The organism is Photobacterium sp. DA100 (assembly GCF_029223585.1).
Classification (GTDB): domain Bacteria; phylum Pseudomonadota; class Gammaproteobacteria; order Enterobacterales; family Vibrionaceae; genus Photobacterium.
Genome location: NZ_CP119424.1, coordinates 394,011 through 417,737, shown reverse-complemented (window position 1 = coordinate 417,737; position 23,727 = coordinate 394,011). Strand labels below are relative to the sequence as shown.

Genomic DNA, 23,727 nt, shown 5'->3' with positions numbered 1-23,727 from the left:
AAGTTAAAAATTAAAACTGCCAGAGTAAATACTCAGGCCGTTAAGAATTAAGTAGGGCTTTGAAAAAGTCAGGGACAATAATAAAAGGAGACTTAATAAAGAATCAGTGGTATTAAAATGCCGCTGTCATTTTTCACCCCTGAATAAAACACACGAATAACTGATGTTTTATAATTTCTGAAATAGTAGAAATGATTTGGCGGAAGGAGCAGGAATCGAACCTGCCAAAGCCTATTCAGCTCACGTCGGTTTTGAAGACCGGGAGGGCCACCAGACCCCATCCACTTCCGCGTTTCGATGGATTCAATATAACCATAATAATCATCAAGTTAAAGTGCAAAATGATGGTTCTGTGAGCTCGCAGACAAAGTATGAACATTATGCAACACAATGTACTTAAGCGTGCGCAAGTTAACATTATTTCGCTTCACTAGCATTATCAACTCAGGGGCTTTATCAGTTTTAAATACAGATTAATTACAGTCAATTAACATCGAATTATATTTACTTATCTGAGCGATTATCTTTATTTAATTGTCCATTTTTTGATTAAAACAACCAACAAGATCAAATTTGTGCATGGCAAATGAATTTATAATCTAGCGTGATATTAAAACAATAATGGACAAGAACGTGAGATACGACAGACTAGAAATTATTAGCAACAACTTAAGCCTTGCGACCCTATCCCCCCATGTCACCATTACACACCGGGATCATATTCTGGACGTATTGACATTAGCCCGTGACAAAATTCATACAGGAGCAAGATTGGTCTCCCATCCCCTCGCGGGCAGTGTGAAGCCACACGAAACTCCTTACCGGAGTATTGTTCTGCTCAACCAACAGGATGGTCTGGATATGGCCTCACTCAATACCATTGAGCAAGCGATTGAACGCTACCAAGTCCTGTGCAAACCAAACCCAAACCACATGACTTTGACAGCTGCAGATATCCATCGGTTATTTCCCGAAAAGCAGAACCGCGATTTTCAGTTTATCGATCTGCAACTGATCAAATCCAGCCTCAGCGCAATGGGAGTTCGATTTGCCGAATACCAAGCCGCTGTCGTTTAACCCCACAGAATATACCCAAGCTACTTCAAGATGCAGGTTCAGCGAGAATTTATAAGCTTATAGACAAGGCATTGTTTCGAAGATCTAGTGGCTCTAAATCAAGAACCAATAACGCGGAATATGAGCTTAGAAAACTTGCCCTTCGGGAGGTGTCAGCCCATTCACTCCATCGTTGAAGCTTTTTGAAAGGGAGTGCCATTCCTGCAAACCTTCGCCTTGGATTGAAGGCGCTGACACCCCTCTTAATCCTGCACCTTGAAGTAACTTGGGTATAAGAGGCTGCCTGAATTGAGCAGCCTCTTGTATATCCCTCTTCTCGACCCGTCTAATTCGCAGCATCATTCACCTTTCACTCAAAAGGTAACTTCTATAAAAAGCCATCAATGACCGCTTTGGTTGTGTGATGAATGTCAAATTTGTAGCGCCGATTTATCTCTAAAGTCACACCATCTCCAACATGCAAACGATTAACTACTGCGAGCACAACACAATGACGTTTATCCAGCGCAAGCCACTGACTGTCGCGATCATGCTATCCCTGACAGGTTTTTCTTCACTTTCTCTGGCAGAGATTAAAGAAGTCACCCTACTGCACACCAACGACATCGAGAGCGTCTATGAACCCGTCGACGCATTCTGGAACGAAGGCATCAGCCGAATCGGCGGCATCCCTTACCTCGCGACGCTCATCAAGCAAGTCCAGGCCGAAGAAGAAACCAGTTTCTTGCTTGATGCCGGTGATATCTACACGGGCTCACTATCAAAGAAAACCCTCGGCAAACTTTCTTTCGATCTCTACAGTGCAATGGGTTACGACGCGATCACCTTGGGCAACCACGAATTCGAATATGGCTGGGAGTCCCTTCGCGACACGATGCCACGAGCACGTTTTCCGGTTTTGAATGCCAATATTGTCTACGAAAGCGGTGATGTCCAGTTTGCCCAGCCATACACCATTCTCGAGCGAGACGGTGTACGAATTGGCGTTGTCGGCGTCATGGGAATTGATGCTTTCTACAACACGATGTGGAAAGGTAACCGCAAGGGCCTGACCGTCAAAGATCCCATCGAAACAGCGCAGTACTGGGTTGATAAGATCCGTGATGAAGTTGATATGGTCGTGGTACTGACCCACCAGAACAAAACAGCCCCAATGCAAACCGACAAAGAAGCCGATCCTGATGTGCAGCGTGGGTTCGAAGAAGACTACGAGATGGCCGGTAAACTGAAAGGAGTGGATGTTATCTTTGGTGGCCATTCGGATCACGGCCTGTGGGAGCCAGTTGTTCACCCGGAAACAGGTACCGTCATTGGCCTGACCTTCGGGCAGGGCAAGTACCTGGGTTACACCAAGTTCGCAATCGACACGGATAAGAACTCAGTGACTTTACTGGATGGTAAGTTAATACCGGTTGAGTCCGACAAATTAAAGCGTGATCCAAAAACCAGCCAACTGATTGAAAATGCACGCCAGCAATACCCACAACTTGCTGAAGAGCTAGCGACGATTGATGCCACCGCTTTTCGCCGCTATTACCGTGAATCGAATATCGGTAACCTGGTTGCAGATATGATGAAAGAAGCCGGCCAAGCCGATATTGCGATGATCAGCTCAGGCAGCATTCGGGTGGATCTAAATCAAGGCCCTGTGACGATGGAAAATGTCATGAACGTCTTCCCGTTTACCGATACCCTCTCTGTCGTCTCCCTGAACGGAGCACAAGTGAAAGAGCTGCTAGAGTACAGCTACACCTTACCTTACGGACTTGCCCAGTTTGCTGGCATTGAAACCACCTACGATAGCACCAAGCCAGAAAACCAACGTTTGCTGAGCCTTAAAATCAATGGCGAAGACGTCGAACCGACCCAAACCTACCGGGTTGCCACATACTCCTATGCAGCCAGCGGCGGCGACGGCTACCATGTTTTTGCCCAAGGCAAGAAGGAATCGGAAGGTGATCTCGTTATGCAGGTATTGATCGACGCCTTCAAACAACAAAAAACGGTAACCGTACCCGAGCTAGGCCGCCAAGTTGATGTCAGCGAGCTGTAAACTGGCCGTTCACACGGTAAACTAGAGATAAAGGGCGAGGATACTCGCCCTTTATATACTGATGCAGGTGGCAAGTGTTTCGAAACGAATACAACGGCTGTAAAACCTTCGGCTGTGAAAATCTAGGCAATCCAGATCTCAACTTGTACACGCCTTCGTCACGCCTGGGCTACCCTGCCTATTACTGCCCCAAATGCGGGGCCTATCCGCCCAAACTTTTGAATCGGCCAATCATTACGCTGGCCAACTATATCGACCAGCAAAGAAGAAACGCTATCACTTCACTTTCGCTACAGTGTCGCTGCCAAGGACAATTACCAGGCGATAACCCTGTGCAGCGCCAATGGAGGCCCCATGATAAAACCCGTATTGGAACTCAGCGCCTAAGATGTAGCCAATGCCACACCGTTGCCAGTCTGGCCAACCCCAAAAAGCAGGCCCGGAGCCTCCAACCTCTTCTCGATTTGTTATTGTCCGGCTGCCCGGCCAATGAGTTGCAAATCCGCTCAGCCTTGAACAAAAAGCTGTTTTACCAACGACTCCGTACACTCACACAGTTACTCGAGGCTGTCAGCTATAGCTACGAACAATGTTGGCTCGCACAGCAGCATACGGTATCACTACATACCCATAGCCATGTTGTTCGCTGCCGATCCGGTCTTAGCGCAAGCAATAACACCAAAGTCAAATCAGCCAAGTTAAAACAACGTGGGCTGGATTGCTGGTTTCTCACTACCGCGGACAGCGCTACGGGTTATCTGCTTTTGATCAGCGATAACCTGTTACCACAAAGTTCAATGGATATACGGAAGGCCCATCAGTGCCATCACCCTGACGAAAGCGGTGAATATACCTTGGATAGCATTGAACAAGCCGTCCCTCCCTCGAAAGATGTGTTGCATACCGCCAAGCTCACTTACCAAAAAATTATGTCTCGCCAGCAGTTTGACAAGCTGGCTTACTGTACTCGCGAATTTGCCAAATCCAATGAGGGTACATTGCTACGGCCTGTATATGCGGCCCATTCGCATTTTCAAAACCTTAAACAGCACCTTCCCAGCAATATTGATCTCAACTTGGTACTAGAGCATGAAAGCTTTATTCGGGGGGCAGCGATAACCGCTTTTGCCGAACAGGTGAAACTCGATCAGGCCAATTTGTATTACCTTCATGCTTTTCCTTGCCATGAGCCCTCCTTTGCATCATCTGAAGTAACAAGCAACAAGCAGACTCTGAGTTGGTGGCATGAAAAGTGGTACCAGTTTAGCCATCACAACCAATGTGAGCATTGGCAGTTAGGCCTTGGCGTGCTCACCCATACCGGACAGCTTGAAATTTCGACCAAGAATAATGCTGTCCCTACCCGCCCCGACTGGCACAATCAATTCTGGTGCCACTTCGACAATTGGTTGCCGGCCTCGTACCGCAGCAAGATCAGCCATGCCCAGCTTATGCAGTGGATTGGCATTTTTCGGTATCTGTATAATTTTTCTGGGCGTTACTTGGCAATTCCCCAATTTCAGAACCACGAGAGCTTTTCGGAAAGTAACGGCTGGGGCTCAGTCGAGTATCTCGTTGATACTGTAAATAAGTTTGTCATCTCAGGTCCAGACAACCAATAGACTGACCTATCAATGCAACTGTTCACTGTAATTCCCCGGCACGGTAAAGGCTCCACCGCGTAACAAGCGGCCCGATTAATTCAAAGAATACCGTCGTGGTCACCGCTAAGGTCAAAACGGGCTCGCCAATTTCTGGCAGCCGCTCTCCAACCAATAATGCCATACCGATCGCCACGCCAGCCTGTGGTAATAAGCACCAGCCCAAATAACGGGTTACCTGTGGCGATGACTGAGCAAAATGTGCAAACACCACCGCTCCGAAAATTTTGCCAAGACACCGGGCAAGCACGTATACAAGGCCGATAACACCCAACAGGTTAAGAGCCGAGAGTTCAATGCTCATTCCGGAGAGAAGAAAGAAGATGATGAGAAAAGGATCACTGACTGTTTCAATATCATGAAAAGGCCTTTCGATATGTTTTGCCCTTCTTGCCACTGTTGCCCCTAGCATCATACAAGCTAGCAAATAAGAGACTTCTAAGAAGAGAGCACAACCACCACAGATGAAAACAAACCCCATCGCTTCAACAAGCGTCGGCTCGCCGGGCCGGTGACGCCCTACCACTGCCGACATCGGTATTCCGATGACAACCCCCAATAGCAATGCCCCGAACACCTCCCAGGCACTGTGTGCAATATCGCCCACACTTGTCTCATTACCAGCGACAGTGGTCGCGGCAACCAATAGCAAGCTGAATATTATTACGCCCCACGCATCATCGACCGCAACGACCCCCTTGAGGAGCCTGGATACGGCCCCATGGGCCCTGTACTCATGAATAACATCGACGGTAGCGGCCGGATCGGTTGCCGTTGCAATACCCGCAAGGACCAAGGACAAAACAAGGTTGGAGGTCGCCAGGAAGACAAGGCTAAATACGGCGATTGCAGGCACCAAAGAGGCACCGAGTGAAATGAGAAAGATCTGGCGTCGCTCGGCAATGAGATCCCGCCCTGCAAAGCTTTCGCCAAGCAAAAAACCAATCATCGCCAATGCTAGGTGGGTGACGGTTGAAAAGTGTTGGGTAAATGCCGCCGGAACGATATCCAGCCCGACCGGCCCTACTAGCACACCAATTGAAACCAGGATGGTGACACGGGGGATATGGGCTCGTGAACTGATAGCGTGAGCGAGCCAACCGATCAGGAAAATAAAGCCGATAATCAACAAATCAGGCATCGTTTCAACTGGCATGTCTTTGGGATTGCATTCTCAGTTTGTTTGAGCACCACATTCTTTTACTTTAGGTGAATTCTCACCAGCTGTAGTGTTCACCGACTCACTTAATCCGACAAACTAGGTAGCATGAGTTTATTGTGGGCTCCAAGCATCAACAGCTGAAAAAGCAGTAACTCCACTGCCGCGACGGCAACTTACAGCCTCATACCCAGTCCGGTATACACGAGATGGGGATCTCTCTGGAGCAAAAATGCACGGTCACCGAGCGTTGGAGTGCCTATGTCGAACTTGGTGCGGTGTATGAGGGATTTGAGTTGGATACCACCGAAGGCATGTTCAAACTGACGTTGACGCATCAGTTTTTGTTTTTTAGTACTCGACACGTTTGTTCCTGGATGCGAGTTTACACAAAGGAAACGGGAGTGAGAGTGAGTGATTTCATGATGACGCAACGATTCGCCTTTGTTATAGAGCTTGTCCATATTCGTCCAATGAAGAAACGATATAAATCGGCATATCTTTCAATAAAATTAAATTATTATTTTTATAATTTTTGATAATTTTATTTAATTTTTAGTTCTCCATATACTCTCTCCATCGAAACAAATCTTGTACTAATCACGAAGCAAGACATCAGAGTCTGGAGCAAATTATGAAAATGAATCACGTAGGTATCATGGTCGGCGATATGGATAAAGCAGTTGAGTTTTATACCAATGCTCTAGGCCTGAAAGTCGTTATGGGTAACACTAAAGTTGTTGAAGAGCGTGAAACCGCCATCGGCAGAATGTGTATCGCTGTTTTCGGTGAAGGCTTCAAAGGCTTCAACATTGCCCACCTTGTCACTACCGATGGCATTGGTGTTGAACTGTTCGAAATGAAAGAGCGCCAAGAACGTCACGAGGTTGATTTCTCTCGCCTGGGTATTTTCCACTTCTGCCTTCAGACCGATGATTTCGCGGCGACGATTGAAAAAGTGGAGAAGTTCGGCGGTAAAGTACGTATGGATATCATGCGCTACCACCCAGAAGATGATAACAAGCCAGCTAAAATGGTTTACCTGGAAGACCCGTTCGGTAACTTGTTTGAGCTTTACTCTCACACTTACGAAGAAACTTACGCTTCTGAGTACGAGTAAAAACCGAAAGCCAGCCTAGTCAGGCTGGCTATTTCGCTTCTATGTGTCACCTAAGCCTATTGTTTTCACAGCGATAGCACTCGGTACTTTGTTGACCGACTCACACAACAAAATAAAGGCGATGGCAAAAATAGGGAGATGGCCCAACACATCGGCTGGCCCCGCTACATAGGTCGTTATCACGAAAATAGTCGCCAGCAACCCCATCACCAATCGGTTTGCGAAGCCTAACATTAGCATTAGGCCAAGCAGAGACTCACTCAAACCCACAAACCAGACAAAATGCAAGTGACTGAATGCTTCCCAGCCAAGTAACTGGAAAAAGTTATAGTAAGGATACATTTCAAGAAACGTCAGCGATAAACCTGGCAGCATGAGTTTATTGTGCAGCCCCAATATCAGCAGTTGTAACCCCAACATAAAACGAAGCAAAATCACGGCGGCTTCTCTCCCACCGATTTGCTGGGCTAAGTAACTGAACATTTTCTTATCAAAGGGAGTAATGTAAGGGCCAATCAATACTAACGCGCCCCCAATACCGATAAGCTCTGGAAGATAGTCAATCACTGCTGAAAATGGCAACAATATGCTCGAGGCCATTGCGATCAACAAAATCATAAACCCACTGATTGTTACCGAAAAAACCATGACGGTGGCCACAGCAACTTGCAAACAAACACCAATCATCTCACGTCCCGTATCCAATTGGAGATTCGGCGCAATAAACTCGCCCAGCACCACATTGAGGATAAAAAATAACGCCATGACGACGGTTAAAAGCCGCCAAAAAAAGAAGGAGTCGGTCATAACAGGATTGGATGTCACCGAGCCGATTAACCCTTGCCGAGTAACAACATACGCAAAGAGACAAAAACCCAGTACGGCCACTAATATCGAATAGAATAACGCATCAACCGGTAGGCTTACATCCGTATATTGCGTGGAGTTAACAAACCATCGTACATGTGCCCAACTAGGTAGTGAAAATAGGCTAATAAACAACAGGGAAATATATTTCATTCTACTTTCTCCTGGTTGTGGGCAAGCTCCCATACAGATGAAGGTGCTATTCCACTTTCAAGTGACAATAAAAACTGCTCAAGTTGTTTGAGTTGGAAGGGAAATAGGTAAAGCGGTTCTAGCTCTGTGTGGTTCAAGCTATTCCGAGGCGAGCGATTGTAATAATCCATTACCTCACTAAGCTCATTAAACGCGCCGTTGTGCATGTACGGTGCCGTTAAGCTTATATTTCTGAGTGTTGGGACTTTAAATGCATGGCGTAACTCTTCACCTGCTGTTTTTAAATACACCAGCTCATCACAACTACCTTCACCTTCATCGGCATATCGGCTTAAGCAATTGAACTCATTATTTGGCAGTTGCTCAATAATCGCCAAGCGCCCTTCATCATGCAGACTCCCAGGCGCTGCGGTTGCGGTGAATCCTCCATTTGAAAACAATGGTCCGCTATGACAGCGGATACAACGCCCCCTGTCGCTGATAAATAGGCGCAGCCCTGCCTCTTCAGCGGGGCTCAAAAGCTGATGAGCCGACCCATAATCTTTTTTGACAACCGCTTCGACATACTTATCAAACCTCGACTCTGCGGGCATCAGTCTGGCTTGGTATGCCGCCAAAGCCTTACCTATTGACGCATAAATCTGGTTGATTTGGCTGCGCTGCCCATCGGTCAACAACTCCCAGTTTTCGGCACTGTTTACTGGCGAGGCTTGTCTTGGCAATGATGCCTTTTCGTTCAGAAAATTAGTCAGTTGTTCCGTTGCTCCAAATGCCTCTTTGTAGTCATCCTGGAAGTTGTCCAGTACTATATGAACAACTTCAAGCCGACTCAGTGCATGCTCAGTAGGATCTTCGAGCGGAAACAGTGCCTGTGACCATAAACTATCAGCCCGGCCATCCCAAAATTGCCAAGAAAAAGCCGCACTGCCCACCACAGTGGGCGTATTACGCTTGCCGTCTACCGCTTTACCCGATGTGAAGTAATGTTTAGGTTGGTGGCAATGGGCACAGGAGGTATCGCCTTTTTGGCTTAACTGTGGTGAGAAAAACAATTTTCGTCCCAGCTCTGCGGCAGCATCATTACCGATATAAGCATTACCAGGATCAGTGACTGGCGGTAGATTGGACAAATGCAGTGACTGCAGAATCCTTAGATCATCTTGGTTCCAATGCTGGCGAAAAGCGGGTCCCTCCCCGGGGCACCCGATAATCACCATACACAGCAATAGGTAATTGAAGCGCCTAAAGCATAAACTCAAAGATAAATTCATGGGTACGCTCTCTGTCATCCTTACATGAAAAGACCACTTGCCATAAACCCGGCATCTGAAACTTCAAGCCATCTATTCGGTAGTTTCCAACGTCTCTCTCTTGGTGCCATTGGGGTTGAGTAGGTAAACCATGCCGATGAGCAGGCATACCACCTCTTACCTGCAGTGGAACACAGTCGGTAGGATTTCCTGAACTATCAGTTATGTACAAATTCCAACTATGTATCTGATTAATGGGTACATCATTAAATTTCTCAACGCTATACGCCCTCCATCCAAACTCACTAGCAGCCTCGATACTCTCTGATGCGATCGCCATCACGCTATAAATAATTGAGATAAAGACAAAGAGAGGACGAGTAACTGCCCTTACCATAAATATATTTACCTTATATAAATTATTTGTTGATTTAATTTAACCTATGAATATTTCTCAAACACTTTAATACTGGTTAAATCAATAACAAAACACATCAAACCGAATAAACAAGTGATTATTTTAAAAATACCCCATCATATTTTTAATATATAAAGTGAAAAATTTTCTATTGAGAATGTTCTTACTCTCTTGGCAAAAATTCCTTTATGAAGCGGCGTCACACATTCAATAAATCAATCGCAGATTACATACATAGATGTTCACACAAGTGCACAGTAATTTAGTCAAAACCGCCATCAATAACCATAATCCACAGATGGTTATTTAGCCACGTTCATAAATAAAATCTTTATTACATCTAGGAATATACCCAAGCTACTTCAAGATGCAGGTTCAGCACCTTGAGGTAACTTGGGTATAAAATAAAAAAGCCAGCCGTTACCGGCTGGCTTGGTCTCATGCAATTGGGCAATTACACAAGTCTCGACTTAGAATACCGTTTGATCATCAATCTTAGTCTGAAGTGCACGTAGTGCCTTCTCGACTAACTGACGACGCAGGTATTTCTCTTCAGCTGGCTGCATAGTCGGATTGCCCAGTGGGTGTGGGATTGCCACGGCTGGAACAATACGGTTTGCGCCGACTGTTTTCGAAATTGGAACTACGGTTGCAATGTGAACCACTGGCATGACTTTCTCGATTTCTTTGACCATCGTTGCGCCGCAACGTGTGCAAGTGCCTCAAGTGGAAGTAAAGATAGCAGCGGTGACCCCGGCTTTCTGCAGCTTCATCGCGATTTCTGCACCGTATTCTTTGGCTTTGGCAACCGCCGTACCGTTACCAACCGTGGTGTAGAACATATCATGCAGACTACCGATGACGCCTTCGCGTTCCATGTCGCGCAGTACATCGACAGGCAGTACGCGGTTAGGGTTGTTGTTACATGCCACAGGGTCGTAGCCGCCGTGTGCGGTTTCGTGAGTATCTTCGGTCAAGCACTCTAGCCCCTGAATGCTGTACTCACCGTACTTGGAAGCACTGGAGGACTCGATATGATCCGGGTTACCTTTAGGCACCACACCACCAGATGTTACCAACGCAAACTTAGCTATGCTGAGCATTTCAACCGGAGGTTGGGGCTCGACACGGTCAAACACTGGCATTGGGTATTCGGTTGTATACTCGCTACCCGCCAACTTGTTAATCAACAAATCAACCGCACGCTCAGAACCACGCTTTTGCGCGAAGAAGTTTACACGGATACCGCGGGCCATGTAGCCAGCTTCTTCCGGCGAGCCCATTTCACCTTCAGTGTCGATAAAGCGGTTGATCAGGTTAACCATTGCCGGCACCGCTTTACGCATGCTGGCAGCGCTATTGCCGGTTTCAACCATGTAGGCATATTGACGGAATAGTTCGTAACCAGGGTTTTCAGGGTACATACCAGAGATAGTAGTGATACCCATCTCATGCGCCACTTTTGCTACCGTACCGCACGCCATACCATAGCGGCCGGCGTTAAAGGCCGGGCCTGCTACCACAAGATCAGGTTTCAGCTGGGCTAATATTTCCTGCAGGCCGTGGCAACATAGGCTTTCGTTTTCGTTGAAGTAGGAGTCACCACAGATAATGGTATGGGTGATTTCTGCTTTGTCCTTCAGCATGGTGTTCACTTGCGCACCGACGCCAACCGGACCTTCCGCCACTTCCATTGGAATGTGGGCCATCTCTTCACCACCTTTCTGGGCGAAGAACTGGTTTAGGTAATATACGACTTTAATTGTCATTTGCGTGTCCTCGCTTAGCTAGCTTTGGTGGTGAGGGTGTGGAAACCAAGCTCACTGGTCGCACCGATAATCGCCTGTAGTTCTACAGTGATTGAACCGTCTTCATGCAAGCTACCGTTAAAGCCACCCGCGACCACATCGGCATAGCGGTCGTGGCCAATCACGGTATTCATGGCAGGTAGGGTCACTAGCTGATTCGCGTTACCGTTGGTGATCACCGCATCGGCACTCTTGTGGGAGTCTGCCAATGACTGGCTTTCACCGTTCTGGCCGGCATATTCGTCAGTCAGCAATACAGTCTTGATACCTGCGGCTTCCAATTTGGCACAGTTCATCATCAAGTCGGCATCTGGGTTACCAAAGCCTTCCTCGCTGACAATCGCCGCTTCCCAACCCATTTGCTTGGCGAGCTTGACGGTGAAGTTCGAAGAGCGCTCTTTGTCTTTCAGGGTGACGTTTTCGTTCGTCACGATAACGCCCATGAAGTTATACTTAGTGCCGTGGTGGCGGTATAGGTCATAAATGACCGGGCTGTTCTGGTGAACGAAGCTGGTGTTCTTGTCACAGGCCGATACACAGTTACCACTGATGATCGCGCCGTCCATCACTTCGGTTGGGTACATCAATGTTGGCAGAATGCCCTTCACATCAACACCGTAGTAATAAGTGTCGTGCAGCAAGCCCTGGCTTTGCAGCATGTAGACATAACCCACTTTCGGCAGGTGCGGGAATTGTGCAGCTTGCTCTAGCAGTGGCTTGGTTTCGTAAGTCTCAATCTCTTGTGGCTCAACATGCTCAGCCAAACGGCCGATCCAGCGAGCGGCTTCCAAGCCCACCAAACGAACCACGCCTTCGTGATCGTACTGGTTACAGCTATCGTCCACTTCGCACTGGATAACCAGGTTAAGGGTTGACGAGAACGGCGTGTAATCCGCGCCCGGCCCGCTCATATCGATGATCCCTTCCTGGAAACCAACGATTTCACCGGTGGTCACCACTGCCATGCCTTTTAGCACATGGGTGCGGCCTTCACCGACCATGGCTTCTTCGCCGAGGTGGCGCCCTGGGAAGATATCGCCTTCGCAGCCGACTTTAACGCGCGGTTCGATAACATCTTTAACCGGCATAATGCGGGTGCTGTCGCCGGGTTTGGCGATAGACAGTTCTAACGAGCGGATACGGTGATCCAGCTCGGTCAGGTGGGCAATTAATGCCTGCTGATCGATGACCACGGTATTTTCTTTGACTTCGCTTACTGGACCAAAGGCCAGATCGCGAACATGGATATTGCCTAGTTCGAGTTTCATGTGTTTCTCCAAACAAGCGTCAAATGGGAGGAGATCCCAAGATAGAATTGATTTAGCAAGGTGCCGGCCTCGGCTGAGGCCGGACAACCTGATTAGTGACCGAGTTAGCTGACCTTGAGGCCAGAACCTACCTCGGCAAACCCGACAACCCAACAGGGTTCATCTTGACTGCTAAATTCAGTTAATAACGCATCCAGACAATCTTTCGGTACTGCTGCCAGCAGGCCGCCGGAGGTTTCCGGGCAGCACAGCTTGCGATGCCAACTTTCATCCAGACCATCGTCGAAAGCTATGTCTTCACGATACGCTTCGAGATTGCGCTTCGCCCCGCCCGGGAATAACCCTTGAGCGGCATAGTCTTCAGCTTCTGGTAAGAACGGCACCTGCTCCGCCTTGAAGTGCATACAGATATCACTTTTCTCTGCCATTTCATGGGCATGGCCCAACAGGGAGTAACCAGTGACATCGGTACACGCCTTAACGGGGTAGTTGGCAAAGATCTCAGCCGCCTTGCGGTTTAGCTTTTTCATATTGTCAGTAGAAGCTTTGATCGCCGCCTGACTAGCTTTACCGCGTTTTGCAGCTGTCGAGATCAGCCCGGTACCAATAGGTTTGGTCAGTACCAGGACATCGCCACTTTCCACCGCCGCCTTGGTTTGCACTTTGGACGGGTGGATGGTACCCATCACAGACAAGCCAAACTTCGGCTCGCTGTCTTCCACGGTATGGCCGCCAACCAATACCGCGCCGGCTTCACGGACTTTCTCCGCACCGCCTTTGAGGATTTGGCCGACAACCTCTTGAGGAAGGTCGGTTGGCACACAAAAGATATTCATCGCCAGTGTTACCTGACCACCCATGGCATAGACATCACTCAGGGCATTCGCTGCGGCAATGGCACCGAAGTCATAGGGGTCATCCACGATCGGAGTAAAGAAATCCAATGTTTGGATAACGGCAACATCGTCGTTGATTTTGTAGACGGCAGCATCATCACTTACCGTCAACCCAACCATCAGATTGGGATACGCTTGTTCGGGAAATAGGGGTGAAATGGACTGCAGAACCTGCGCCATGGCCTTGGGGCCTATTTTAGCGGCTCACCCGGCTTTCTTGGTCATCTGCGTCAGACGAATTTTCTCTGTCATCTCTAATTCCTTTGAAGTGGACGGTAAGGGTGCCCCACTATTTGATATCAATATCAGCAACTGAGGCCCCGATGAACTATTCCAATCGGACAGAATAGTGTAATCATCTGGATTTAAAGCAGAAATCCATGTTAGCTGATATAGTCTGCCTCAACTAACCTGGTTCTTGCTTGTTCCAAATCATCTTTTGCCACTAGCACGATAGGACCCGTACAGCCCATCCCGGTGCGGGCAAAAATGTTCGCTTTCCACAGTGCCTGGCAGGCCTCTTCGATAGCGAGGATATCTATCCCGCCTATCTCTGCGTCGGTCACCTTCTCCGGTGGTGCAACCACCGTTTCAGTCTGCTCCGCAGCAGGCTTGGCCGTGCAATACCTGGTCAAGACACTGTTTAACCCTGACAGGGTGGCGGCTTCCCATTCCTCGTCAACGCGCTTCATAACCTCTCCTCTCGCTGCGTCAGCACACAACCTCATGGCTCCTGCCACAACCGGTGCGCCTGACGCCCGTGAGATGATATTCACAGGTTGTTTCGTCGCGCCCTCACCTAACCCCGGTCCATAGCCAAAGCCAGAGGCTTCATAACTACCACCAGTCGTAAATGACGAGAACATTTTCATCAGCAGATTGCCAGTCAGGCTATCGGTCACCATTACATCCGGTGTGCCCTGCAACAGATCGTTGCCGCGCATGGCAATACCGCCATCAGCTCGTCCGGATTCGGCAAACTGGATATCGTAACCACCCTGCTTCAGCTCACGCAGTGCCCGTTCGCACACTGCGGCGCCATCCACATTGAGCACACCGACAGTCGGTTTTTCGATCCCTGTTGATTTAGCCAGCGCGATACCGTAAATCGCATTTTTCAGCATGGCTGCCTGACGCTGGGTATCGGTGGTCCCTGTCGTAGAAGCGATGATCATTTCACGCCCCGTTGACGGTGTTACCACCTTGCCCATGGTGCTCACTCCTAATGGGAAAGCGTAATGAAGGGTGACGCAGCCGTCGAGCTGCTGCTCGGCAAACAGGCTTTCCATCACCTTGTGGCACTCATGCAGATCCGCTGCCGGATAACATTCGAAGCCACAATCTGGTCCATCACAGCCAATCAGGACAGGTTCGATATCACTGTACTGGCGGGCAACCATCTGTGCCCCGCGCAGTAATTCTTCAGACCCGTGCTCGCTGCCAATTAGGGTCAGGCCGATGCGAAGTTTTTTGCCAAACTGTCCACTCATCAAGCCATCAGCCATGGCATTGAAAGTATCGGCCAGTTGTTGATTGATATTCGCCATCTCAGCCTCCGGTTACTGCTCACCCTGTTTAGGGGTCAGTAGGTTCTCAGCCACATCGCGCATTGCCTGCGCAACGACTTGTTTAACCTGATTTTCGTCAAAGGCTTGTGCTTGTTTGCCGCTGTTCTTCTGCACCACAAAGCTGAGGCCATCGAACAAGTTGGTCATACGCCCGAGGAACAAGCTGCCTTTGCCGACCATCATGAAATTGTTGATTTCACCGTTGATAATCATCTCGCGGCCAAAGCCAAGGAAGGGAACCCCTGATGGAATATGGCCCTGGGTCGGCGCAAAACCTGTCATGCCATGCTGCTGAACAAAGGCGGGAAGCTGAGTACGCTCCATTTGGCCTTCTTTCACTGCCAGTGCCGCAATCATCTTGTAGTTGGACTCGGGCACATTCCCGGCGCCGGCTGGCTTGGTGATCTCAGGGTTTTGCATTTCCACCGAGTACTTGTCGATATCGGTCATCTTCATGCCCGCTGCTTTCAGCGGATTGGCAATCAGAGCTGTCATAACGGCCTGAGGCGATGAGCCCGTCCCGATCTGGTGACGGCCGACAATATCAGTATTGATTTCCGGGCTGACACCGTCGTTTTCTGTCACCATGCAGGCAAAGCCTGCCAGGCAATCTTCCAATACCGGCATGTTTTGCTTCACATGGTCACGGCCGTTCATGCCCAGTTTGGCAACCGCGCCACCTGCAACCACCATCACGTTCTTGAACACGCCTGATTTCACTAAAGCTGCAGCCAGTGTCATCGCATGAGCCGGTGCGGCGCAGAAACCGCGGACGTCAGAGCCCGTCGCGCTGTTACAGCCGATGATTTCCCCAATCGCTTTGGCGAAGTTACCGCCGCCACGCTGGTTGATATCGCCACACGCTTCTTCAGAACATTCAATGATGTAGTCAACGTTATCAAGTTCAATGCCCTGCTGCTTGAGGTGCATTGCTGCCATCACACCAGACGCCTTTGTGCAAAGGTTTTCCAGCATGATATGGGCTGAGAGATTTTCGTCTTCGTCGTGGGCGGCTTTCACACAGCCGACCAACTCGCCGTTCATCATCAGGACTTCGGCCTGATGATGTTCAACCAACGCCAGGATTTCGTCTTTGCTGATCAGCTGATGGCCTGCCAATAAATCAACCTCGCCGTATAGCGGATGGTGGCCAGCACTAGACTGATAGCTATCAATGAATTCCTGGGTAAGGTGGACCAAGTTGAACACGTCAACGTGATTCAACATGGCATAAAATTGAGGCTGGCTGTAAATTTCACCGAACTTACCTTCATGGGCCTTGTGCTCATGGTTTTCATACCAAGGTAGGGGAATATCAGCCAACTGCTGTGGGGTCAGGTTTCCGATGTAGCACTGGTTCGCGGGGTAAGATACCACTTCTTCGAAGGGGCGAAGATGGTCTTTCAACTGCTGCAAGTAAGCGTCTGATGGGTCTTTTGCCCTGGTCTGAACTTGCACCGAACCGTGTTGGATCAACACATCTGGGGTATGGGCGAGCACATAGCTCACGCCTTTGATTACTGCGTATCCCATTGTTACTCCTGCATCCGAGCCGGATAAGAGGTTCGAACCTGCCTGTTTGAAAACAGATCCGAACCAGCATTGAGATATACTTATGCTAATGCAGTTTCGCTGCGGTATTGTTGCATTTCCGCTTTGATAGCATCGACATCAAGTACCATTTCCATCATTCCAACTTGTTCATCATAAACAACCGGATCGACGGCATTTTTAACTTCGTCTTCAACCACGTGATAACAAGAGAGTCCCAACTGGACTCCCGCCAATGGTCCTGCAAAAGTCGGATCACCGGTGGTGACGGTTTCACACGCTAGGCCAGAAGCTTCCGCTTCTGCGCCACCCAGAATCACAACCAGATTCTCGGCGCCTTTTTCATCGGCTAGGGCTTTAATCCGCTTTTGGTTCTCAAGATCCATTGCGCCAGCGCTTGTTCAGACGAAACATTCTGTGGTGGAGAAAGCAACGTGAGCACCTGTTGTCTTCATGCAAGCTTCGATTGCCTGCCCAGGTACGCCGTCACGGTCTCCCAGAATGATCACTGTTTTGTTAGCGAACACAATTCTGCTCCCGATTAAACATACTTTCCAAATTGCTCACGATACTCTTTGACTTCCGCCACGATGGCATCGACATCAAGTACCATTTCCATCATGCTGACCTGCTCGTCATAGGTAGCAGCGTCGACATTGTCTTTTATTTCCGGCTCAACCACATGATAACAAGAGAGTCCCAACTGGACTCCGGCCAATGGTCCGGCAAAAGTAGGATCGCCGTTAGTCACGGTTTCACACGCTAGGCCCGAAGCTTCCGCCTCAGCACCGCCAAGGACGACAACCAGATTCTCTGGGCCGAACTCGTCAGCGAAACCTTTAATCCTCTTTTGGTTTTCCAGATCCATAGCACCTGCGCTGGTTCAGACGAAACACTCAGTTGTAGAGAAAAGAACATGCGCACCGGCAGATTTGATGCAGGCTTCAATTGCCTGACCCGGTACACCGTCCCTGTCTCCCAAGATAATCACTTTCTTATCTTTGAGCATTGTTCACTCCAAGGGTACGGATTACATAGTTATTACTAATGGTGATTGCTCACCGGTTTATTTGTGCCAACGGGCTTTCACCCATTCAATACAAATTCTTTTATGCTTTAGGCAGTTTCAGCCACCAAGCTTTCGATCATGCTTTCTACATGTTCGATTTCTAACTCTTCACCGGAAAGGTGCTCTGCTTTCTCACCGTTACGGTAGAAAACAAAAGAAGGTAGCCCCATCACTTTCTGCGCCATCGCCAAACGGCGATTACCCTGAATGTTGAGCTTGCAGAACTTGATCTCTTCACCGTACTTTTCAGCCAGCTTGATCACGTCCGGCATCAGCTCAATACAGCGGCCGCAGTTCTCGCTCCAGAAATCGACCAGCACAATGCCGTCGACCTTCACTTCCGCATCGAAATTTTCTTTGTTCAATTCGATCATTGTGTTTCCCTTAATACAGCGTTTCTAACTCTGAGATATCCTTTACATCTACTCGCTTGGCTTCCTGCCCAGCGTCAAATCGGATCACGACCGGCACTTCGGACACAGAGAAACGGCTGGCAATGTTCTGGCTCTTGTAGGTATCGATGGTGACGACACGCTGCTCTGGATGATCTTTACAATTAAGCTCAAGCTGGTTGATCACATCCAAGCTTTCTTTGCTGAGCGGATTCCAAAAGGCCACCATTGCAGTGCCGCCAAACTCGGCTACAGACTTACGCCAGTTCTCTTCTTCTTCGATATAACGGTCGGCAGCAACAGCAGCCACGGCACCATCACCGGCAGCGGTAACAACCTGACGAAGGAACTTGTCGGTCACATCACCCACGGCAAAAATACCGGGGACGCTGGTTTCCTGCTTGTCATTGGTAATGACGTAGCCTTGTGGTGTCAGCTCTATAAGCTCTTTGACAAAGTCGGTTTTTGGCACCGTACCGACGAACATGAACACCCCGTCGGCGGCTAGCTCGCTGATCTCGCCGCTTTTCAGGTTCTTCAGCTTCACGCCGTTGACCAACTCATCGCCGGTGATCTCTTCCACCACCGAGTTCCAAACAAACTCGATTTTGTCGTTAGCGAAAGCCTGCTCCTGGGCGGTACGGTCAGCATCCAAAATGCCCTGGTCATGCAACACAATCATGGTGACTTTATTGACAAACTTGGTGAGGAAGACAGACTCTTCCACCGCAGTATTGCCAGAACCAACCACCACCACATCCAACTCTTCATAGAAGTCGGCATCGCAGGTGGCGCAGTAAGACACCCCTTTACCACGGAACTCAGACTCGCCTTTGATTCCAAGGATGCGCGGTGTTGCCCCTGTGGCAACAATAATGCTTTTTGTCTGGTAGGTTTCGCCTTTGTTGGTCATTAAGGTTTTAATAAAACCGTCTTCGGCGATTGAAATACCGGTTACCAAACCACGGACGAATTCGACACCGAATTTATTGCAGTGCTCACGGAACATATCCATCAACTGTGGGCCGGTGGCTTCCAGAATACCCGGATAGTTTTCCATCTCACTTGTTGTTGCGGCCTGACCACCGGTATTCCTTTTATCCTCAATGATCAGGGTTTTCATTTTACCGCGAGCAGCATAGACACCAGCAGACATTCCACCAGCACCGCCACCGATAATAATGACATCGTAAAGTTCTGACATATTTTTCACCGATTGCTATTTCACACCACACTCTGAATACTTAGCCGCATAAAGAGTGCATTTAGAACAAATCAGTTTTCGCAGACCTCTCATTTACATGAGAACCAAATATCAAGCCTCAATATCTATAGTTACCAAAAGGACTGCCGTATCTCTCTTGGGTAGATAATTCTTTTATAATTTAACTTTTACCCAGTGATTGCTTCTTGTTCATAAAACTTATGGATGATTATAATTAGTAATGTCATATTTTTTGTGAGCAAAGCCCAATTCCAGTACAAAACTCTACATCTCGTATTATTATGATACACAAGTCATATTAATGCTTATCAAGCCCTCTGCTTTGTAAAGATCACCCAACCTAACCGCTACAAAAAAGACACAAAAACAGCTCCTATAGTGAATTATTACGTAAATATTCTACTTATAGTGAATTTATACTCACACAGGAAACAGATGTGATCATAGTTCAACAAAATTTTATAAATAGGTCAGATCATGCCGCTCTCGCTCTTTCATTAGAAAAACTTATCAAAGCACACAATAAAAGTATTGCATTCCCTTCCAGAGCAAAATAGATATTTTCAAATTAAATCGAACCCATCCTTTTCATCATCTTTCTATATAAAATGCGATTAACACAGTCTATTTTATTTATATTTACCCCCCCTCCCACCGCCCTAAAAATAAGACTCCAACCAACCAAAACAGGGTTTTCACAACCATAGCCAAGCACTTTTCCGCCAGACACAAGAAAACACAAACAAAAGAACTTTTAATTACATAATGGTCAATAAATTAGAATTAAAAACCATATAGTTTATACATGTAAGCAGATCAAACTCACATTAAAGCAAATATGCAGAATGATAGTCTTCACAGCGAAAACAATCGCCCTTTTGGAGATAAGCAATGGAAACGCTGCAATATACGAATGGTTGGTTAAATCTCGACAATACCCAAATCAATGACATCAATCATTTCTGCGAAGACTACAAAGACTTCCTCAATAAAGGTAAAACCGAACGCCAATGCGTGAATGTCGCCATTGAGAAGGCCAAACAATACGGCTTCCGCCCAATAGAAGACTACCAGCAGTTACAACCTGGCGACAAAGCCTACTTCGTCAACAGAAACAAAAATGTTGTATTGGCTATTATCGGCCAGCAACCAATTCAAGATGGGATCCGCTTTGTCGTTTCGCACATTGACTCACCACGCCTCGATCTAAAACCCAATCCAATGTACGAAAAAAATGAACTGGCCCTGATGCGTACCCACTATTACGGCGGTATCAAAAAGTACCAGTGGGCATCCCGTCCTCTTGCGTTGCATGGTGTGGTGGTGACGAAATCCGGCCGTCGTGTTGATATCGCAATTGGTGAAGAGGAATCCGATCCTGTTTTCACTATCCCCGACCTGCTTCCCCACCTCGACCGCAAAGTTCAGCGTGACCGCAAGGCAGACGAAGTCCTCAAAGGTGAAGAGCTGCAGATTATTGTCGGCTCGGTTCCAATGGCTTTCGACGATGAGAAAGTCAAAGACAAGGTAAAACATCACGTACTCACCAAGCTGTTCGAGAAATACGAGATCAGCGAGACCGATTTCATCTCTGCAGAACTGATGTTGGTTCCTGCAGGTAACGCCCGTGATGTCGGTATCGATCAGGGCATGATCGGTGCTTACGGCCAGGACGATCGCATCTGTGCCTTCACCTCTCTGGAAGCGATTTTTGATATCCCTACCCCAGAGCAAACCGCAGTGTGCTTCTTGGTTGATAAAGAAGAGATCGGCTCATCCGGTGCGACCGGCCTGGAGTCTCGCTATCTGGAATACTTCGTGGGTGAACTGCTGATCCGCCAAGCTGGCAATACCTACAACGACCAATTGCTTCGCCGCTGCCTATGGCAATCCTATGCGCTGTCTTCCGACGTGAATGCCGGCCTTAACCCGCTGTTTGAGTCGGTCCACGATGCACAGAATGCCTCTAAGTTGGGTTACGGACTGGTACTCACCAAGTACACCGGCCATGGTGGCAAAGTCGCTTCCAACGACGCCGATGCTGAATATGTCGCCGCGCTACGCCGTATCTTCGACGAACATGAAATCAGCTGGCAAACCGGCCTACTTGGCAAAGTGGATGAAGGGGGCGGCGGTACGGTTGCCAAGTACCTTGCCCACTACGGCATCAACACCATAGATGCCGGTGCTGCATTGCTTTCCATGCATTCGCCTTTCGAGTTGTCTTCCAAGTTTGACATTTTCGAACTGTACCGTGCTTACAAGACGTTCTACACCCAAGCCCTGTGATAACGCTTAAGAAAATGGAATTCCGCACATGAAAAAGAAACATCCGATAACCTTCTATATCCTGTGTTCATGCCAGTTCTGGTGGGCGCTCTCTTTCTACAGCTTATGGGCGATCTTGCCGGTGTTCCTCGGTGAAGAACTCGGTATCGACCAGAAGACCTCGTTTGCCACCTTCGGCGCATTTGCCGCCCTCGGCGCAGCGATGCTGTTTGTCGGTGGCTGGCTGGCCGATAAGATCCTTGGGGCCAAACGTACCTTGGTCTGGGGCTTCTTTTTCCAAGGCCTCGGTTATTTCATCATTGCCTACTCGGCGATCACTGCCCAGCCGCACTTCGTCTTCGTCGGTTTAGGTACTGTCGCCGTTGGCCGTGGTATCGGTAGTGTTGCACCGCCAACCATCATAGCCTCAGCCTATGAGAAAAATGACCCTCGCCTGGACGGCGCCTATACCTTGTTTTACATGGTCAACAACATCGGCGCCTTTGTCGCCCAACTGGGCGCACCGATCATGGCTTACAGTATCGGTTGGACCTCAGCCTTTATCCTATCGGGGGTCGGTATGGCGGTTAACGTCATTACCTATTTGATGCTCAACAAGAAAATCACCAAGGCGACCGAAGCCGACAAGCATGCCATCCCATTCAAGACCAACAGCTTGTTCTTATCTGCGGCCTTGATTGCCGTAGCCCTAGCCAGCTACTTGCTCACCAACTTACCGTTGGCCCAGTTCGTCCTGGCCATGGCGGCTCTGGTCATCCTGTTCCTGATCACCAAGGAAATGAAGAAAGAAGCCCCGATCAGCCGCAAGCGCATGATCGTCGGCTTGGTATTGATGGGACAGGCATTGGCCTTCTTCGTGTTGTATAACCAGATGCCGACCTCCTTGAACTTCTTCGCGATCAATAACGTTGAAGCAGAGATTTTTGGTTTTGCCATCAACCCGGTTTCTTACCAGTCGTTCAACCCGCTGTGGATTATTTTCCTCAGCCCGGTACTGGCCCACATCTACACCACGCTGGGCGAGAAAGGCAAAGATCTGTCCATGCCGGGCAAGTTCGCCCTGGGGATGCTGATCTGTGCTGCCGCCTTTGGTTTGGCTGGTTTCTCACAGTACTTCGGTGATGAAAACGGCATGCTCAACCCGTTCTGGATTGCCGCGCCGCACTTCTTGTTCGCCATCGGTGAGTTGTTAATTTCTGCCCTTGGTCTATCTGCCATCGCCAAACTGTTCCCGAGCCGGATCCGCGGTTTCATCTATGGTGCATGGAACATGACTCTGGCACTGGCCTCGGTTGCGGGAGCCTGGGTGGCAGGTCTGTCTGCAACTGGCGAAGCAGAGATGACCCCGGTCGAAAGCCTGGTTTCTTATGGTAATTACTTCTATGCCTTGGCTATCGCGTCGACCCTTGTTGGCTTGGTTTGTGTCTACCTGGCACCGCGCCTCAACCGGCTTATCGAAACCGACGTTAGCGAAGAAACTGAAGCGAAAGACGCGCAAACTGCGTAGTCTTTTCAACGCGTTCCACAATAAACAATTCAGTATGGTTATATGGAAAAGCGAGGGCTCTCCCCTCGCTTTTTATTCTTCGCCAATTGCCTCAAAACAAAAGCCTAAGCCACTTCGGCGGCGATGACATTTCTCAATGCTTCCGTAATCGCATGGACATCAAAGAACACCACCTGAACTTGGTTTTCTGGCAACTTGATAAAACCGAGTGCCCCCTGACGGCGCAACACATTTTCATCCACCGCCTCGATATCTACTACTTGAATACGAAGCCGGGTGGCACAGTTATCAATTTGCCCCTCGACCAAGTTATCGAGTCCACCAAGCCCGTGCAATATCTTCTGCGCCTTGGCGGTCAAATTGCCCTTGTCATTAATCATGACCCTATTTCTCTCC

The 23,727-nt window shown here is 48.6% G+C and carries 20 protein-coding genes and 1 tRNA gene; 6 read left to right on the top strand and 15 right to left on the bottom strand.

The annotated features are described in order from the left end of the window. Positions 1-197: 197 nt before the first annotated feature. Positions 198-289, bottom strand: a tRNA-Sec gene (locus tag PTW35_RS19590). Positions 290-633: 344 nt separating this feature from the next. Between PTW35_RS19590 and PTW35_RS19585 the strand changes: the two genes are divergently transcribed. The 3 genes from PTW35_RS19585 (at position 634) to PTW35_RS19575 (ending at position 4,752) form a co-directional block, all read left to right on the top strand. After that, positions 634-1,077, top strand: coding sequence for a GrdX family protein (locus PTW35_RS19585; RefSeq protein ID WP_281028602.1), 444 nt, complete (start codon positions 634-636; stop codon positions 1,075-1,077). 529 nt (positions 1,078-1,606) lie between these two features. Then, entirely contained in the window at positions 1,607-3,130 is a 1,524-nt protein-coding gene (locus PTW35_RS19580) for a bifunctional UDP-sugar hydrolase/5'-nucleotidase (protein WP_281029106.1), read from the top strand. Between the two features lie 74 nt (positions 3,131-3,204). Then, positions 3,205-4,752 carry a hypothetical protein gene (locus PTW35_RS19575; RefSeq protein ID WP_281028601.1) on the top strand — a complete coding sequence of 516 codons (1,548 nt, stop codon included), beginning with the start codon at positions 3,205-3,207 and terminating at the stop codon, positions 4,750-4,752. A 22-nt stretch (positions 4,753-4,774) separates the two neighbouring features. Here the strand turns inward: PTW35_RS19575 and PTW35_RS19570 are convergent, their stop codons facing one another. Together PTW35_RS19570 and PTW35_RS19565 are read right to left on the bottom strand one after the other, a co-directional pair. Further along, the gene (locus PTW35_RS19570) at positions 4,775-5,947 is read right to left on the bottom strand and encodes a cation:proton antiporter (RefSeq protein WP_281028600.1); all 1,173 of its coding nucleotides are present in this window, start codon (positions 5,945-5,947) and stop codon (positions 4,775-4,777) included. 179 nt (positions 5,948-6,126) lie between these two features. Next, positions 6,127-6,414: a hypothetical protein gene (locus PTW35_RS19565; protein WP_281028599.1), complete on the bottom strand. Its 288-nt coding sequence runs from the start codon at positions 6,412-6,414 to the stop codon at positions 6,127-6,129. Between the two features lie 170 nt (positions 6,415-6,584). On the opposite strand from PTW35_RS19565, the gene PTW35_RS19560 reads away from it, so the two are divergent. Further along, entirely contained in the window at positions 6,585-7,070 is a 486-nt protein-coding gene (locus PTW35_RS19560) for a VOC family protein (RefSeq protein ID WP_039459513.1), read from the top strand. 39 nt (positions 7,071-7,109) lie between these two features. On the opposite strand, the gene PTW35_RS19555 is transcribed toward PTW35_RS19560, so the two are convergent. The 11 genes from PTW35_RS19555 to trxB all read right to left on the bottom strand — a co-directional run bounded on the left by PTW35_RS19555 (position 7,110) and on the right by trxB (position 19,514). Then, the gene (locus PTW35_RS19555; protein WP_281028598.1) at positions 7,110-8,090 is read right to left on the bottom strand and encodes a hypothetical protein; all 981 of its coding nucleotides are present in this window, start codon (positions 8,088-8,090) and stop codon (positions 7,110-7,112) included. Next, entirely contained in the window at positions 8,087-9,361 is a 1,275-nt protein-coding gene (locus PTW35_RS19550; RefSeq protein WP_281028597.1) for a cytochrome c peroxidase, read from the bottom strand. The genes PTW35_RS19555 and PTW35_RS19550 overlap by 4 nt, the downstream gene beginning before the upstream one ends. An 867-nt stretch (positions 9,362-10,228) precedes the next feature. Next, on the bottom strand, positions 10,229-11,527 hold the full coding sequence (grdB, locus tag PTW35_RS19545) for a glycine reductase complex selenoprotein B (RefSeq protein WP_281028596.1): 1,299 nt from the start codon (positions 11,525-11,527) through the stop codon (positions 10,229-10,231). A gap of 14 nt (positions 11,528-11,541) precedes the next feature. Beyond that, positions 11,542-12,834: a glycine/sarcosine/betaine reductase component B subunit gene (locus tag PTW35_RS19540; RefSeq protein WP_044621426.1), complete on the bottom strand. Its 1,293-nt coding sequence runs from the start codon at positions 12,832-12,834 to the stop codon at positions 11,542-11,544. A gap of 104 nt (positions 12,835-12,938) precedes the next feature. Continuing rightward, complete coding sequence (gene selD, locus PTW35_RS19535; RefSeq protein ID WP_281028595.1) at positions 12,939-13,982, bottom strand: selenide, water dikinase SelD; 1,044 nt, start codon at positions 13,980-13,982, stop codon at positions 12,939-12,941. A 131-nt stretch (positions 13,983-14,113) separates the two neighbouring features. Next, positions 14,114-15,277 carry a glycine/sarcosine/betaine reductase complex component C subunit alpha gene (grdD, locus tag PTW35_RS19530; protein WP_281028594.1) on the bottom strand — a complete coding sequence of 388 codons (1,164 nt, stop codon included), beginning with the start codon at positions 15,275-15,277 and terminating at the stop codon, positions 14,114-14,116. A gap of 12 nt (positions 15,278-15,289) precedes the next feature. After that, on the bottom strand, positions 15,290-16,831 hold the full coding sequence (grdC, locus tag PTW35_RS19525) for a glycine/sarcosine/betaine reductase complex component C subunit beta (protein ID WP_281028593.1): 1,542 nt from the start codon (positions 16,829-16,831) through the stop codon (positions 15,290-15,292). Positions 16,832-16,911: 80 nt separating this feature from the next. Further along, the gene (gene grdA, locus PTW35_RS19520; RefSeq protein WP_082060500.1) at positions 16,912-17,376 is read right to left on the bottom strand and encodes a glycine/sarcosine/betaine reductase complex selenoprotein A; all 465 of its coding nucleotides are present in this window, start codon (positions 17,374-17,376) and stop codon (positions 16,912-16,914) included. A gap of 14 nt (positions 17,377-17,390) precedes the next feature. Continuing rightward, positions 17,391-17,858, bottom strand: coding sequence for a glycine/sarcosine/betaine reductase complex selenoprotein A (grdA, locus tag PTW35_RS19515; protein ID WP_082060501.1), 468 nt, complete (start codon positions 17,856-17,858; stop codon positions 17,391-17,393). A gap of 107 nt (positions 17,859-17,965) precedes the next feature. After that, positions 17,966-18,292, bottom strand: a complete 327-nt coding sequence (locus PTW35_RS19510) for a thioredoxin family protein (protein ID WP_044621433.1) — start codon at positions 18,290-18,292, stop codon at positions 17,966-17,968. 10 nt (positions 18,293-18,302) lie between these two features. Continuing rightward, the gene (gene trxB / locus PTW35_RS19505) at positions 18,303-19,514 is read right to left on the bottom strand and encodes a thioredoxin-disulfide reductase (protein WP_281028592.1); all 1,212 of its coding nucleotides are present in this window, start codon (positions 19,512-19,514) and stop codon (positions 18,303-18,305) included. A gap of 912 nt (positions 19,515-20,426) precedes the next feature. Between trxB and PTW35_RS19500 the strand changes: the two genes are divergently transcribed. Next, on the top strand, positions 20,427-21,824 hold the full coding sequence (locus PTW35_RS19500) for an aminopeptidase (protein ID WP_281028591.1): 1,398 nt from the start codon (positions 20,427-20,429) through the stop codon (positions 21,822-21,824). 28 nt (positions 21,825-21,852) lie between these two features. Further along, positions 21,853-23,331 (top strand): oligopeptide:H+ symporter, encoded by a 1,479-nt coding sequence (locus PTW35_RS19495; RefSeq protein WP_281028590.1) that lies wholly within the window; start codon positions 21,853-21,855, stop codon positions 23,329-23,331. Positions 23,332-23,435: 104 nt separating this feature from the next. On the opposite strand, the gene PTW35_RS19490 is transcribed toward PTW35_RS19495, so the two are convergent. Next, positions 23,436-23,711 (bottom strand): PTS transporter subunit EIIB, encoded by a 276-nt coding sequence (locus PTW35_RS19490; RefSeq protein WP_281028589.1) that lies wholly within the window; start codon positions 23,709-23,711, stop codon positions 23,436-23,438. Positions 23,712-23,727 lie beyond the last annotated feature (16 nt).

What these genes read in the sequence shown, in the direction of transcription:
- PTW35_RS19580 (WP_281029106.1), top strand. Translation starts at nt 1,607, where the DNA reads ATGCTATCCCTGACAGGTTTTTCTTCACTTTCTCTGGCAGAGATTAAA.
- PTW35_RS19570 (WP_281028600.1), bottom strand. Translation starts at nt 5,947, where the DNA reads ATGCCAGTTGAAACGATGCCTGATTTGTTGATTATCGGCTTTATTTTC.
- PTW35_RS19565 (WP_281028599.1), bottom strand. Translation starts at nt 6,414, where the DNA reads ATGGACAAGCTCTATAACAAAGGCGAATCGTTGCGTCATCATGAAATC.
- PTW35_RS19560 (WP_039459513.1), top strand. Translation starts at nt 6,585, where the DNA reads ATGAAAATGAATCACGTAGGTATCATGGTCGGCGATATGGATAAAGCA.
- PTW35_RS19555 (WP_281028598.1), bottom strand. Translation starts at nt 8,090, where the DNA reads ATGAAATATATTTCCCTGTTGTTTATTAGCCTATTTTCACTACCTAGT.
- PTW35_RS19550 (WP_281028597.1), bottom strand. Translation starts at nt 9,361, where the DNA reads ATGAATTTATCTTTGAGTTTATGCTTTAGGCGCTTCAATTACCTATTG.
- PTW35_RS19540 (WP_044621426.1), bottom strand. Translation starts at nt 12,834, where the DNA reads ATGAAACTCGAACTAGGCAATATCCATGTTCGCGATCTGGCCTTTGGT.
- grdD (WP_281028594.1), bottom strand. Translation starts at nt 15,277, where the DNA reads ATGGCGAATATCAATCAACAACTGGCCGATACTTTCAATGCCATGGCT.
- grdC (WP_281028593.1), bottom strand. Translation starts at nt 16,831, where the DNA reads ATGGGATACGCAGTAATCAAAGGCGTGAGCTATGTGCTCGCCCATACC.
- PTW35_RS19510 (WP_044621433.1), bottom strand. Translation starts at nt 18,292, where the DNA reads ATGATCGAATTGAACAAAGAAAATTTCGATGCGGAAGTGAAGGTCGAC.
- trxB (WP_281028592.1), bottom strand. Translation starts at nt 19,514, where the DNA reads ATGTCAGAACTTTACGATGTCATTATTATCGGTGGCGGTGCTGGTGGA.
- PTW35_RS19500 (WP_281028591.1), top strand. Translation starts at nt 20,427, where the DNA reads ATGGAAACGCTGCAATATACGAATGGTTGGTTAAATCTCGACAATACC.
- PTW35_RS19495 (WP_281028590.1), top strand. Translation starts at nt 21,853, where the DNA reads ATGAAAAAGAAACATCCGATAACCTTCTATATCCTGTGTTCATGCCAG.
- PTW35_RS19490 (WP_281028589.1), bottom strand. Translation starts at nt 23,711, where the DNA reads ATGATTAATGACAAGGGCAATTTGACCGCCAAGGCGCAGAAGATATTG.